The following is a 13,909-nucleotide window of genomic DNA, read 5'->3' as shown; positions in this document are numbered from 1 at the left end:
CCCGGCCGGCGGCGGGGTCACCCGGCCAGCGGCTTGATCCAGATGTTGCGGTACTGCACCGGGTTGCCGTGGTCCTGGAGCCGGATCGCGCCGGCCGCCGGGCCCTCAGGCCGGCTGCCGCCGGTCGGGCCGAGAATCTCCACGTCGTCGTGCACGGTGACGCCGTTCCACACCACGGTGACCCTGGGGTTCGCCACCTTGACGCCGGCCGCGTCGTAGCGGGCCTGGCGGTATTCGATCTCGTACGTCTGCCAGGTCTGCGGCGGTCGGGCCGCGTTCACGTCGGGCGCCTTCTGGGTGTAGATGGCGGCGGCGTCGTTGTTCTGCGGCGGGTCGACGCCGAACGAGTCGAGCACCTGGATCTCGTAGCGGTCCTGGAGGTAGACGCCGCTGTTGGCGCGCTGCTGGCCGGTCACCTCCGGCGGGTAGAGCGGCAGGTTGAACTCGACGTGCAGCCGGAAGTCGCCGAACGCCTGCACGGTACGCAGGTCGCCGCCGCGTACGGTCATGGTGTTGCCGTCGAGCGTCCACTCCGGTTCGCGTCCGTCGGTGTGCTGCCACTCGGTGAGGTCACCGCCGTCGAACAGGGTGATCCGTTCCCCGCGTGGCCGGACGGCGAGCACGTCGAGGTTGACGTGCCCGGAGTCGGCACTCTCCTTGCGGTACTCGACGGTGTTGCGCCCCTGCCGCAGGTGGACCCTGGTGCTGACGGTGCCCCACTCCTCCCAGGTGACGGTGGACGGGAAGACCGTCTGTTCGATCCGTTTGCCGTTGACGTACAGGCTGAGCTGCTTCGGGCCGGAGAACGGGTTCGGGCCGTTGCTGTAGCGCATCGCCAGGTCGTGGTTGCCGGCCTCGGCGACGTCGACGGAGATCCGGGTCGACGAGCCGTCGTCGGCGAACCCGGCGGCGAAGCCGGCGCCGGAGTAGGCGGCGTGGTCGGTGGCCATCCCGACGCCGACGGTACGACCCTCCTCGGCCTCGAAGAAGGTCTGCGGCTGGGCCACCCGGCCGGGGATCTCGTTGAGCGTGTACCACGCCTCGGTGTTCCACAGCTGCTCACCGTCGGCGGCGGAGAACGGGCGCGGCGAGCGGACGTGCACCACCCGGTTCTCCTTGAGACCGGGGATGCGCAGCCGGACGGTCCGCCCGTTGGCCGCCAGCACCGCCCTGGTGACCGTGAGCTTCTCCAGGTCGAGCTTGGGACCGCCGTACTGGCTGGTCGCCCCGTAGCGCCACTGCGTCACCTGGTACGCCTCGGCGAGCCGCTGCGCGGTCTCCGGCGACAGCTTCTCGGTGTACTCCAGGTCGAACCCGTTGGGGGTGGCCCGCATCTGCCTGACCTCGAAGGTCGAGGTGCCGTTGGGGGTGAGCTTCTGCAGCCCGTAGCTGAGTTTGCCCTCCTGGCCCCAGTTGCCGCCGGCTCCGACGCCGCCCACGTAGAGCGCACCGTCGGGGCCGAGGGTGACCTCGTTGACGCCGGCCTCCAGGCCCTGCGTGTGCCGGAACACCGCCCCCTGGTACTGGCCCTCGACCTCGTCGAGGTACACCCGCTGCAGGCCGCCGTAGGTGACGTCACCGACGACGACCTGCCCGGCGTACGGGCCCTGCGTCAACAGCACCGGACTGGACGGGGAGTTGCCGATCTCGTTCTGCGGGAGCCAGACGATCGGCCGGGTCACCGGCTTGTCGTCGTACGGCCCGTCGGGGCTGGTGTAGTGGTTGAAGAACGCCCCCTGCTGGATCTGGACGAGCTTGGACGCGGGCAGCCAGCCACCCTGGTTGTCGGTTACGAGGACCTCGCCGCGCGGCCCCCAGCCGATCCCGTTCGGGGTCCGCAGCCCACCGGCCACGTAGGTGATCTTGCCGGTCCGGGCGTTCACCTTGATCGAGGTGCCCCGGTTGGGCGCGGGCTGCGGCACGGTGGTGGCGCCGCCCTGGTTGATCGCGACCGACAGGTTGAGGTGGAAGAACCCGTCCCGGTAGAGCAGGCCGAACGCGAACTCGTGGAAGTTGCCGCCCCATGGCCAGGTGGCGACCGTACGCCGGTCGTCGGCGACGCCGTCGCCGTCGGTGTCGCGCAGCGCGGTCAGTTCGTGCTTCTGGCTGACGTAGAAGGTGCCGTCGACCACGGCGACGCCCTGCGGCTCGCGCAGCCCGTCGGCGAACCGGCGGTAGGTGACCTGGTCGGGGCCGGTCGCGCCGGTCGCGCCCGTGGCCACCCAGATCTCGCCGGTGGCGTTGTCGGTGCCGCCCCAGGTGCTCAGTACGAGCGCGCCGTCGGGCCGGAACGCCATCCCGGTGACCTGCGGACGGAACCCGTCGGGGCGCAGGTCGGTGAGGGTGTAGCCGGGGTGCACCCGGTCGAGCGGTAGGCCGTCGCCGGCCGAGTCGGTGGCCCCCTCGCAGTACTTCCAGCCGGGCGCGGTGACCCGGACGACCCCGGCGTCGGTGCTCAGCGCGGAGGTCGGCACGAGGGTGAAGTCGGCGCTGCCCGGTGGACGCCATTCCAGCCGGAGCACCTGGCCGCCGCCGTCGTCGAAGTGCTCGATGCGCAGCGGGTGCCGGCCGGCGGTGAGGGTGGTCGTTCCCTCCTTGGCGGTTTCCCCGTGCAACCCGTCGTGGTCGACGACGACGGTGTCGCCGATGCTCAGTCGGGAGCCGTCGTCGCTGGTGAGGCGGAAGGCGTAGGTGCCGTCGACGGGTGCGGCGAGGTTGCCGGTGACGTGGCTGACGAACCGGTCGGCGAGCCCGAAGTCGTCGGTGCTGCTCCAGTTGACCTGCGGCATCAGCTTGTCGACGTTGGGCGTCTGGGCGGGTTTGAGGGTGCACAGCGCCGACAGCGGGGTGCCCATGTCGTACGTGCGCAGGGTGACGCCGGGTTCCTGCGGCGGGAGGTCGGCGGCGGGGGCGGCGGTGGCCGGGGTGACGGACCCGGTGGCGAGCGCGGTCGCCAGGGCGGTGCCGGCGGCGACGAGCGCGGATCTGCGCCGCCGGTGCGGGGTGGTCATGGTGCCTCCAGTGGTGGTGGGCCCGGCCGGGGGACCGCGCCACTTTCTCCCGATGGCGGTTCGGTATGGCATGCGTCACACCGAAGATTGATCGCAGACACTAGCACTTTGAATCGAATTGGGGAAACTTTTCGATGTTTGAACAAAAGTCGAGGTGGGTGGGTCGGATCCACCGGCTCGTGGGCTGGTGGGCGGGGTCGGGGGTGAGGCACTATGCCCATGGAATCCACGCAGCTCAAGCCAGGACTGGTAGGTGAACCGTGCCGCTGCCCCGTCGCGTGGTCGTTTCCGGTGTGGTCGCCACGGCCGTCCTCGGCACGGCGGTGGGCGTGGCCGTCTGGGCCGGCCGGGACGACCCGGCGTACCAACCGCCGACGTCCCGGGTGGTACAGCCCGGCGCACCCGGGCAGCCGGGCCGGCAACTGTCCGGCACCGACCTGGCGCAGGTCTCGCCGCCCGGGTTCACCGCCGCCGACAGCCGGTTCGTGCAGGGCATGATCCCGCACCACACCCAGGCCCTGGCGATGACCGCGCTGCTGCCCGGGCGCACCACCAGCCCCGACGTGACGCTGCTGGCCAAGCGGATCGAGGTGTCGCAGGGCGACGAGATCGCCCGGATGCGCGCCTGGCTCGCCGAGCGCAACGTGCCGGCCACCGGCGGCCACGACGGTGCGGCGCACGACGCGCTCATGCCGGGGATGCTCACCGCCGCCCAGTTCGAGCAGCTCAAGCAGGCGCGCGGGACGGAGTTCGACAGGCTCTTCCTCACCGCGATGATCCGCCACCACCAGGGCGCTCTGACCATGGTGGAGCAGTTGTACGCCGCCGGTGGTGGCCTGGAACCGGCGAGCGACCAGTTCGCCCGCGAGGTCAACGCCGACCAGGGCATCGAGATCCAGCGCATGCAGCAGATGTTGGCCAAGCTCGGCTGACCGGGTCGCCGACCGCGCCCGGTCGCCGGCGCAGGCCCGGTCGCCGGCGCAGGCCCGGTCGCTGGTCCAGGCCCGGTCGCCGCTGCAGGCCCGGTCGCCGGTGCAGGCCCCGGCGGCCGGTGCCGGAGCGGCCGGGGAACGGCCGGGGCCTGCCCAGCATCACTGGGCAGGCCCCGGGTTCAGGCGGTCCGGCGGCCCGGTCGGGCCGGGCGGGTCACCTGTCGAACTGGTCGATCAGCGCCTGGGCGTCGCGGACCAGCAGGTTGCGCGCCCCGACGGCGTTGAGCGCGCCGGCCTGGTCGAGGAAGGCGGTCAGGTGCCCGACTGCCTCCGCCGGCTGGCCTGCGGAGGCCGCCGCGCCGGCCTTGCCGAGGCTGGTGGTCAGCTTGTCGGCGTTGCCCGCGCTGACGGTACCGGCTGACCGGTAACCGTCGACGAGGGCCTGCAGGTCGGCGAAGGACGTCGTGGTGGTGAACGTGACGGACCGGTTGGTGGTGTTACCGGCCTTGTCCTTCGCGGTCACCGTCAGGGTGTGGCTGCCCAGCGGGAGGCCGGACAGGGTGACCGTCGCCCCACGGGCGATCCGCTTGCCGTCCAGCAGTGCGCTGTCCGGGTTGATGCCGGGCCCGGAGCCGGTGTCGGTGACCGTCCAGTCCACCGTCACCGTGCCGGAGTCGCCGTACGCCGTGCCGTCGGTCAGGCCGGACACCCGCACCTCGGGGGCGGTCCGGTCGATCTTGAGCCACTGGCTGCCCTGCCGGGAGGTGTTGCCGGCCGCGTCGACCGCCCGGTACCGCACCGAGCCCCTGACCTCGGCGCTGATCGTCGCGACGCCGCTGGCCGGCACGTCCACCCAGGTCACGCCGTCGTCGACGGAGTACTGGCCGGTCCACATGCCGGGGATAAGGCCGGTCAGGGTGAGCGTGACGGCACCGGTGTACCAGCCGTTGCTACCGGTCGGTTCGGCCGGGCCCACCGTGGCGGAGACCCGGGGGTTGAAGGTGTCCGCGAGGTCCACCACGGCCTGGCGGAGCGTCCCGTACGCTGCGGCGTCCAGCCGGTCGGCGAGCGTCCGCAGTTGCGCCTCGGCGGCGAACCGCCTGCCCTCGGCGGCGAACCCGCTGGCCCGGCCGAGGGTCGTGTCGACCTCCGCGCTCAACGCCGGGTCGATCGTGCCGGCCCGTACCCCCTGGTCGTGGTACGCGCGGACGAGCGCGAAGCTCGGCGTCCAACTGATCTTCGGCTGCCCCTGGGCGTTGAACCCGGCGAGCTTCACCTGGGCGGCGGCCTCGATCTCGGCCGCCGACAGGTGGGCGCTGGGCTTCAGCGCGAACACGTCGAAGCCGCGGGCGATCTCGTTGCCGTACAGGTTGCCGTTGTACCAGTACGCCGACCAGAAGCCGCCCAGCACGAGCGCGTTCGGGTTGACCGGGCCCCGGTCGAAGTATGCGATCTCGCGCGGGTTCTTCGAGTCGGTGAAGTCGAACACCGAGATGCCGCCCTGGTACCAGGCCTGCATCATGACGTCGCGGCCCGGCACCGGGATCAGCGAGCCGTTGTGCGCGACGCAGTTCTCCTGCAGCGACTGCGGCACCGGCAGCTTGTAGTAGCTGGCGAAGGTCATCTTCCTGTCGACGATGTCGAAGATGGCATTGGCACCCCACTGCGGCTGGTCGGTGTCGCGGCAGCGTGCGCCGCTGCCACCGCCCCACTCGTCGGTGAAGATCACCTTGGTGCCGTCGTTGTTGAACGTCGCCGAGTGCCAGTACGCGAAGTTCGGGTCGGCGACCTCGTCGATCCGCTTCGGGTTCGCCGGGTCGGAGATGTCGATCAGGATGCCGTTGCCCTGGCACGCGCCGGCCGCGAGCCCGATCGCCGGGTACGCGGTGATGTCGTGGCAGGCGTTGGTGTTCGGCGTCGGCGACCAGGTCGACCCGGACGGGTGCCGGGGCGTGACCGGGCCGTTCTGCAGGCCGTCGACCCGACCGGTGACCGGGTCCTGGAACAGCCTCGGCTGGTTCACCACGGCGGCGTCCTGCGGCGCGGCCACCGGCACCTTGATGACGTCGATCCGCCACCGCGACGGGTTCTCCCCGTCGGCGGCGTTGTTGTTGCAACCCTCCATCGTGGTCGCCGGCCGTACCGAGGTGGTGCCGGAGACGTAGACGTAGACGTTGTCGGCGTCGCGGGGGTCGGTCACCACGGAGTGCGTGTGCGAGCCACGGCAGAGCTGGACGGCGGCCACCTGCACCGGGTTGCGGACGTCGCTGATGTCGAAGACCCGTACCCCCTGGAACCGGGTACCGACGTTGGGGTTGGTGCCGCAGTCGACCCGGCCCCGGCTCTCCTCGACCGACATGAACAGCAGGTTGCCGTGCACCGAGAGGTCGCCCTGCCCGCCGGGGCACACGACGCTGGTGACCAGCGTCGGCTCGGCCGGGTCGGCGATGTCGACGACGGTGAACCCGTTGTAGTTGCCCTGGAAGGCGTACCGGCCGCCGAAGGCGAGATCCGAGTTGTAGTACCCGCCGTTGCCCGGGTTCGTCGGGTCGACGAACCCGGCGGGCTTGTCGCGGTGCGCGACGTGTTCCAGGTTGCTGATCGCGGACTGTGCGTCGAGCCAGCCGCCGCCGAGGCCGACGCGCGGATCGGGGTCCGCCGCCGACGCGGTGCCGGGGAGCGCGCCGGCCAGCAGCAGCCCCGCGGCTATCAGGCCGAGGGTCCGTCGACCCCGGCGTGCCCTGGTGGTTGGGGGAGTTGTCATGTGTCGCCTTCCGATCGAAGACCAGCCGCGACGTCCACATCGGGAGAAACGCGCCGCGTGAGTAAGGACCGTACCGACCGTGCGGTGCTGGTCAAGACGTCCATGTGAGCTATGTACGCGTTTGCGCGGCAAGCCGTACGCAATTGCTCCCGGGCGGCCACGCAGGCCACGACAGTCGTAGGAGCCGCCGCCCCGGTCCCTACGCCACTCGTCGAGTCGCCACCCGCGCCCGGTCATCCGGTGGACGTCTCCGGGCGCTCGTGTTCGGTATCTGGCACCGTGGGTACGACATACCGCGCACCGGACGACCGGTACGCCGTGACGAAGGGGGTTCAGGTGGAATTCACGCTGTCGACCCGCCAGGAGGGGGCCGGCACGGTGGTCGAAGTCGTCGGCGACCTCGACATGGGCACCACCCCCCAGTTGCGGGAACGGCTACGCGAGGTGATCGAGGGCGGTGCCCGGGTGGTGGTGGTCGACCTGACCGGCGTCGGGTTCATGGACTCCAGCGGCCTCGGCGCGCTGGTGGTCGCCTACCGCGAGCTGCGGGAACGCGGCGGCTGGCTGGGGCTGGCCGGGGTCCGCCGGTCGGTCCGCACGGTGTTGTCGATCACCTCGGTCGACCAGGTCATCGACATCTTCGACACGGTGCGCGACGCCGAGGCGGCGACCCGGGCGGCGTGAGCGTCCTTCACCGGGACGGGGCGCTGGCCCGGTCGGTGTCCGCACCGGCGGTGCTGCGGCGCGGCCCGTGGTCGCCGTACCAGTCGATGATCATCAGGGTGGCGTCGTCGGCCAGGGTCGGGCCGGCGGTGGCCAGCACCGCGTCCGACAGCGCCCGGACCGCCTCGCGGGGGTGCAACGACGCGATGTCGTGCAGGGCGGCCGGCAGGTCGAGATCGGCGGCGTTGCGTTCGCGCATCCCGTCGGTCACCACGACCAGCCGGTCACCGGGCCGCAGCACGACCTCCCCGCTGCGGAACCCCGCCTCGGGGAACATGCCGAGCGAAAAGTTGCCGGGCAGCTCCGGCACCGTGGTCCGGCCGTCGCGGACCAGCATCGGCGGGACGTGCCCGGCGTTGAGCAGTTCGCAGCGTCCGGTGGCCAGGTCGATCCGGCCCAGCACCGCCGTCACGTACGCGCCACGGACGTTGGCGTGCGCGGCGATGGCGCGGTTGGCCTCCTCGGCCTGCCCGGTGAGGCCCATCCCCCGACGACGGGTGTTGCGCAGGCTGCCCACCCCGAGGGTGGCGGTCAACGCGCTGGCGACCCCGTGGCCCATCGCGTCGGTGACGCTGACGTGCAGCACGTCCCGGGCCACGCTGTAGTCGAAGGTGTCCCCGCCCACGCTGGCGGCCGGCTCCAACCAGCCGGAGAGGGCGAACGCCCCGGCCTCGCAGGTGAACGAGGCGGGCAGCAGTCGACGCTGGATTTCGGCCGAGAGGGTGAACGGGGTGCTGCGCTGCCCCCACTCGAACAGGTCGGTGTGCCGCCGGTTGGCGATCACCACGAACGCCAGCGCGTGCGCGGTACGGGCGACCCGCTCGATCACCCCGGCGTCCGGCTCGTCGGGCAGGTCGATCTCCAGCAGGCCGATGGCCTCGCCGCGTTCGGTGACCGGGGCGAGCAGCGTCCACCGGCCGTCACCGGGAAGCAGCCGGGGTGCCTGGTGGCGGACCGCCTGCTCGTAGGGGCCGCCGTCGAAGGGCACCACCTCGGCGAGTTCCTCGCCCTGGAGGCGACCCGGCCCGGCGACGCCCGGCTGGTGGCTCAGCCGGACCAGGGCCCGGCCGCTGAGATCGGCGATCAGCAGGGACACGGCGAGCGCGTTCAACGCCGTGGCGATCGCCCCGGTGACCGCCTCGACCGCCTCGACCGGCGCGGCGTCCTCGGCCGACTGCAGCATCTCGGCCAGCACGACCTGCTCGCTGTCCTCCATCTTTGGAGCATATGCACTCCCGGTGCCGGCCGCCTCACGGGCGAGCGGGCGGCGGCGCTCCCGCTCCCGGCCGCCGTACCGGCCGCCAGGTGGCCGGACCGCCCGGTCCGGTCAGCGGCGGGCCAGCGCGGACTCCAGCCGACTGATCAGCGTCTTACGGCCCTTGCCCCGGCGTTCGGCCCGCAGGGCGGCCCGCAGCTGCGCGGTGTCGAGATCGCGGACGTGTTTCGTCGCCTCGGCCACGGTCAGCTCGGTCAGCGAACCACCCGAGGTGACGTTGCGGCGTGCGCGCCGGGCCGGGCCGGTGTTGGCCACGTACTGCCGGCCGGAGGTCGACGCCCGGCGCTTGCGCGCGTCGGTGGCCCGTTGCTGCTGCGGGGAGAGTTGCTTCCACGCCTTGTCGGGCAGGTACCGGTCGGTCTCACCGTCGTGCCGGGCCCGGGTGGTGCCCTGCCTGGTCCGCCACTTCTGGTCGCCCCAGCGGCGCAGGGACTGCTGCCGCTCGTCCCTCGGGCCCTGGTAGCCGCCGCCGCGCTGCTGGTACTCGCGGGTCAGCAGTTGCGACTTGCGCGCCGACCACTGCCCCGGTCGTCCGCCCCGGTCGCCGGCCCGGATCTCCTCCTTGAGCTGCTCGCGCAGCTCGGGTTTCGTGTAGCGCGCCATGGGCGCGGATTACCCGTGGCCGCCCGCCGTACGCACCCTCGCGGCGGCCCGGTCGCGCCGCGTGGCCGGCGACCGGCCGGACGGGTCACCGGCTGAACGCCTCCCGCCGGCACGCCGTCATCTTAGGCGACTGGAAGTCACCGTTCGGGCCGACCTCGGTGATCCCGAACTCGCCGTCCTCGTCGGGCGTGGTCAACCGGTAACCGGCCTGCTTGGCGCACTGGTACCACTCGTGCTGGTTGTCCCGGAACGCCGCGTTGTCCGTACGCTTCTGACGCTCCTCGAAGAACTCCGGCTCCGTCGACCGGCACGCCGCCCGGACCCGCTTCGCCTTCGGGTCGTTCTGGCTCTCCTTCCAGATCACCATCCGGCCGTCCTCGTAGCCGGGGCCGCCCTCCTTGGCCACACACCGCCCCCAGACCGCCCGCAGGGCCTCGATTTCGTCGTTGGTGGCGTCGAGGGGGATCAGCGGGCGTCGGTCCTCGACGTCGGCGGGACCGGTGGCGCGGGTGCCCGGGCTCTGCACCGAGGCCACCTGTGAGTCGTCGGCCCGGTCGTCGGTCGGGGCGGCGGAACAACCGGCGAGCAGGCCACCGACCACCAGCGCCGGTAGGCCGAAGCGACGGGCCGTGGTGAGGAACGTGTGCGACATGCATCCCACGGTCGGGGCGGGATGTCAGGAACCCGTGTGGATTCCGCGGACCTGACAGGTTTCTGAAGAACCGTCGCCATGCTCGCGGCGTGTCAACAGAACAGTCACCAGCGCAGAGCCCACCGCGCCGTACCGGCCGACGCGTGGTCGTCCCGGCCGTGCTGACCCTGGTGGTGGCGGTCGTCGCCAGCGGCGTCGTCTGGTCCGTCCACCGTGGTCCGGCCACGGCCGGCGGGGACCCGCCGGTCCCGGTGCGGACCACCACCGTCGTGCGGACCGACCTCGCCACCACCGTGTCGCTGACCGGCACCCTCGGATACGGGCGGGCGGAGCCGGTGAAGGGCGGCCGGAGCGGGACGGTCACCTGGCTGCCGCCGGCCGGCGCGACGGTGACCCGGGGAGAGCAGCTCTACCGGATCGACGACCAGCCGGTGCCGCTGTTCTACGGCGGCCTGCCGCTCTACCGCGACCTGGCCGAACCCGGCACGGTGGGCCGCGACGTGCGGATCGTCGCCACCAACCTCAAGGCCCTGGGGTACGAGATCGGCTACCAGCCCGTACCGGGGGAGAAGGTCTCCCGACCGGTGAAGTCCGGTCCCTCCGCCCCGCCCGCCGGGCAGCAGAAGACGGCACCGGAGGCGGGCAGGGGCACCTCCGGGCAGGGCGCGGCGGCCCCCACGCCGACGGCTGCCACCCCGGCCCGGGTCGTCGTCCGCAAGGGCGAGGGGGTGCTGACCGGCTCGCTGATGCGGGCCATCAAGCGCTGGCAGCAGGACACCGAACTGCCGGTGACCGGCCGGATCGCCGTCGGCGACGTGGCCGTGCTGCCCGCCGCGGTCCGGGTCGACGCCGTCACCGCGCTGCGCGGGGACCCCGCAGAGACGCCGCTGCTGACCGTCACGCCGACCGCGAAGGTGATCACCGTCCGGGCCGAGGCGGCCGAGGCCGGCACGATCCAGCGGGGCGACCGGGTGACGGTGACGCTGCCGGGCGACAAGACAGTCGACGGCACCGTCTCGGCGGTCGCCACCGCCGTCACCCAGGACGACGACGCCGGCCCGACCGGCACGCCGAAGCGGGCCGTCACGGTGACCGTGGACGACGACCTGAGCGGGATCGACGCCGCCGACGTGCAGGTCGACCTGGCCGGCGAGACCCGGGAGGGCGTCCTCGCCGTACCGGTCGGCGCGCTGGTGGCGCTCAGCGAGGGCGGCTACGCGCTGCAACTGGCAGACGGTGGACGGTTCGTCGCCGTCACCACGGGCATGTTCGCCAAGGGCATGGTGGAGGTCTCCGGCGACGGGATCACCGAGGACCTCGCGGTGGTGACCGCCTCGTGACCGTGCTGGCCGTACGCGACGCCGCCATGCGCTACCCGGGCGGGGTCACCGCCCTCGCCGGCGTCTCGCTCGACATCACCGGGGGTGAGATGCTGGCCATCGTCGGACCGTCCGGCTCCGGCAAGTCGACGCTGCTGCACATCATGGGCACGCTGGACCGGCCGACCTCCGGCACGGTGCACCTCGGTGGCCTCGACGTCGCCGGGCTCTCCGACCGGCAGCTGTCCGCGCTGCGCGGGCGCTGGCTGGGCTTCGTCTTCCAACAGTTCCACCTCACCGCCGGGCTCACCGCCGCCGAGAACGTCGCCACCGGCCTGCTCTACGCCGGGGTGCCCCGCCGGCACCGCCGGCCGCTGGCCCTCGCCGCGCTGGACCGGGTCGGCCTGGCGCACCGCGTCACCCACCTGCCGCACCAGCTCTCCGGCGGGGAACGGCAGCGGGTGGCGATCGCCCGCGCTTTGGTCCACCAGCCCGCGCTGCTACTCGCCGACGAACCCACCGGCGCGCTGGACACCCGTACCGGCCAGGCCGTCCTGGAGCTGCTGTACCGGCTGCACGCGGAGGGCACCACCATCGCCGTGATCACCCACGACCGGGACATCGCCGCCCGCCTGCCCCGTCGGGTGGAGCTGCGCGACGGCCACCTGGTCGCCGACTCCGGCCGGGTGGTGACGCCCCGATGAGCACACCCACCACCGGGGGGACGCCGCACCGGGCGCATCCGGGTACGGCCCGCGAGGCCGCCCGGCCGGTCCGGCTGGCCGTGACCGACCTGCTCGGGCTGGGGCTGCTCGGTATCCGTACCCGGCGCACCCGGGCCGCGCTGTCGGCGCTCGGCATCGCCATCGGGATCGCCACCATGATCGTGGTGACCGGCATCCCCGCCTCCAGCCAGGCCCAGCTGATGCGGGAACTGTCCGCGCTCGGCACGAACATGCTGGAGGTGCGGGCGCTGCCCGACCAGGACCCGCCGGCGCTGCTGCCGACGGAGTCGACCGCCATGGTCCGGCGGGTGGGCCCGGTGACGAGTGTCAGCGCGGTCGCCAACACGCACCGGCTGGTCCGCCGCTCCGACCGTACCGACCCCGACGACGGCTCGGGTCTGACCGTGCTGGCCAGCCAACTCGACCTGCTCCCGATCATCAACGCCCGGGTACAGCACGGCAGCTGGCTCACCCCGGCGACGGAGCGTTTCCCCGCCGTGGTGCTCGGCGCGGTCGCGGCGGCCCGGCTGGGCGTCCGCGACGTGCCCGCCGGGGGTGGGCCCGGTCAGCAGGTGCTGATCGGCGACCGGTGGTTCACCGTGGTCGGTATCCTGGCCGCCGTCCCGCTGCTGCCGGACATCGACCGGTCGGTGCTGGTCGGCTGGCCGGCCGCGCAGTCCGAGCTGGGCTTCGACGGGCACCCCACGGTGCTCTATGTCCGGTCGCTGGAGCCGGCGGTGGAGCAGGTCCGGGCGGTGCTGCCCGAGACGGTCAACCCGCAGAGCCCGGCCGACGTGCTGGTCAGCCGCCCCTCCGATGCGCTGGCCGCGAAGCGGGCCACCGAGGACGCCTTCTCGTCGCTGTTCCTGGCCCTGGCGGCGGTGGCGCTGCTGGTGGGTGGGATCGGGGTGGCCAACACGATGGTCATCTCGGTGCTGGAACGGCGGGCCGAGATCGGTCTGCGACGCGCGCTCGGCGCCCACCGGGGGCAGATCCGTGGCCAGTTCCTCACCGAGTCGGTGGCCCTGGCGTCGCTGGGCGGGGTCGTCGGGACGCTGCTCGGGCTGGCCGTCACCGCCGGCTACGCCGCGTACCACCAGTGGCCGGTGGTGATCCCGCTCGCCGCGACGCTGGCCGGGCTGGCCGGTGCGGCGGTGGTGGGCGTGGTGGCCGGCGTCTACCCGTCGATGCGGGCCGCCGCCCTGCCGCCGACCGAGGCGCTCGCCAGCATCTGAGCCGGGCCGGCGGCGGGTCCGGCCACCGTCCTGCCGTTAACGGTCACATCCGTCGACCGGCCGGCTCCGGAAAGTTACGAGCTTCCCCTCCGATAGTTTCGACAACGGCTGCCGGTTCGGGGTCCGGTCGATCCGTCCCGGCGCAGGTCGGCCCCCGCCGTCGGCGGGGCGGTCGACGGGGTGCCCGGTGCCTGCGGATCCGTTGGTGGTCCTCGGTAACAAGGCCGCTGAACAGCGGGAACGTGACGGCCGGGCCGGCGGCGGGCGGACCGTCACGGGTGGACCGGGCCCCGGTATGCCGGCACGGCAGGACGGGGATGCGGGTGGCCCCGCGGTGTGGCGACCCACCCGCTCCGGCAGCCGACGCTGCCCGTCCGGTTGAGCATGTTATCGATAACCTGCTATCTTTCGGCCGGGAGCGAAGGGCACGCTTCCCGTCGTCACAGTCCGTTGGCAGCGGCACACGAGGGCACCCCTCGCGCCGCCCTGCCGGTCGACGACCAGATCCGGGCCGCTCCACCGAGCCGTCGTGCCGTCCGCGCCGAACGGGCGCGTCCGCCCACCCGAGTCGCCCGCCCGGGCGAGGAGACGGGCTGCGGGTGTCCACCGCATCCTGCCGTCCCCGCCGGCCATCGCCGGGTCGACTCCGCGTATCACCACCGGGACACC

Annotated in this window: 10 protein-coding genes; 5 read left to right on the top strand and 5 right to left on the bottom strand. The window is 72.8% G+C overall.

The genetic code is table 11. The features are described from left to right. Nucleotides 1-17: 17 nt before the first annotated feature. On the bottom strand, nucleotides 18-3,011 hold the full coding sequence (locus ACN260_RS26650; protein ID WP_422753583.1) for a family 16 glycoside hydrolase: 2,994 nt from the start codon (nucleotides 3,009-3,011) through the stop codon (nucleotides 18-20). A gap of 260 nt (nucleotides 3,012-3,271) precedes the next feature. On the opposite strand from ACN260_RS26650, the gene ACN260_RS26645 reads away from it, so the two are divergent. Continuing rightward, on the top strand, nucleotides 3,272-3,943 hold the full coding sequence (locus tag ACN260_RS26645) for a DUF305 domain-containing protein (protein ID WP_422753582.1): 672 nt from the start codon (nucleotides 3,272-3,274) through the stop codon (nucleotides 3,941-3,943). A gap of 214 nt (nucleotides 3,944-4,157) precedes the next feature. On the opposite strand, the gene ACN260_RS26640 is transcribed toward ACN260_RS26645, so the two are convergent. Beyond that, a complete protein-coding gene (locus ACN260_RS26640; RefSeq protein ID WP_422753581.1) occupies nucleotides 4,158-6,707 on the bottom strand; it encodes an FIMAH domain-containing protein in 2,550 nt (849 codons plus the stop codon). 336 nt (nucleotides 6,708-7,043) lie between these two features. Here ACN260_RS26640 and ACN260_RS26635 point away from each other — a divergent pair, with 336 nt between their 5' ends. Beyond that, complete coding sequence (locus tag ACN260_RS26635) at nucleotides 7,044-7,391, top strand: STAS domain-containing protein (RefSeq protein WP_422753580.1); 348 nt, start codon at nucleotides 7,044-7,046, stop codon at nucleotides 7,389-7,391. Between the two features lie 7 nt (nucleotides 7,392-7,398). Here ACN260_RS26635 and ACN260_RS26630 read toward each other — a convergent pair whose 3' ends face one another. From ACN260_RS26630 to ACN260_RS26620, 3 genes are all read right to left on the bottom strand, one after another. Continuing rightward, the gene (locus ACN260_RS26630) at nucleotides 7,399-8,646 is read right to left on the bottom strand and encodes a PP2C family protein-serine/threonine phosphatase (RefSeq protein ID WP_422753579.1); all 1,248 of its coding nucleotides are present in this window, start codon (nucleotides 8,644-8,646) and stop codon (nucleotides 7,399-7,401) included. Nucleotides 8,647-8,757: 111 nt separating this feature from the next. Beyond that, complete coding sequence (locus ACN260_RS26625; RefSeq protein WP_422753578.1) at nucleotides 8,758-9,309, bottom strand: hypothetical protein; 552 nt, start codon at nucleotides 9,307-9,309, stop codon at nucleotides 8,758-8,760. An 85-nt stretch (nucleotides 9,310-9,394) separates the two neighbouring features. Then, nucleotides 9,395-9,961: a hypothetical protein gene (locus ACN260_RS26620; protein WP_422753577.1), complete on the bottom strand. Its 567-nt coding sequence runs from the start codon at nucleotides 9,959-9,961 to the stop codon at nucleotides 9,395-9,397. An 89-nt stretch (nucleotides 9,962-10,050) separates the two neighbouring features. On the opposite strand from ACN260_RS26620, the gene ACN260_RS26615 reads away from it, so the two are divergent. The 3 genes from ACN260_RS26615 to ACN260_RS26605 are packed head-to-tail and all read left to right on the top strand — an operon-like array spanning nucleotide 10,051 to nucleotide 13,240. Next, on the top strand, nucleotides 10,051-11,301 hold the full coding sequence (locus tag ACN260_RS26615) for a hypothetical protein (RefSeq protein ID WP_422753576.1): 1,251 nt from the start codon (nucleotides 10,051-10,053) through the stop codon (nucleotides 11,299-11,301). A gap of 26 nt (nucleotides 11,302-11,327) precedes the next feature. Next, nucleotides 11,328-11,984 (top strand): ABC transporter ATP-binding protein, encoded by a 657-nt coding sequence (locus ACN260_RS26610; RefSeq protein WP_145922537.1) that lies wholly within the window; start codon nucleotides 11,328-11,330, stop codon nucleotides 11,982-11,984. Continuing rightward, a complete protein-coding gene (locus ACN260_RS26605) occupies nucleotides 11,981-13,240 on the top strand; it encodes an ABC transporter permease (RefSeq protein ID WP_422753575.1) in 1,260 nt (419 codons plus the stop codon). Before ACN260_RS26610 ends, ACN260_RS26605 begins: the two co-directional genes overlap by 4 nt. Nucleotides 13,241-13,909: the final 669 nt, after the last annotated feature.

The organism is Micromonospora sp. WMMD708, from assembly GCF_049315245.1.
GTDB classification, from domain to species: Bacteria; Actinomycetota; Actinomycetes; order Mycobacteriales; family Micromonosporaceae; genus Micromonospora; species Micromonospora wenchangensis.
Note: the sequence above shows the minus strand (reverse complement) of the source record. Positions and strands in the feature narration are given on the sequence as shown.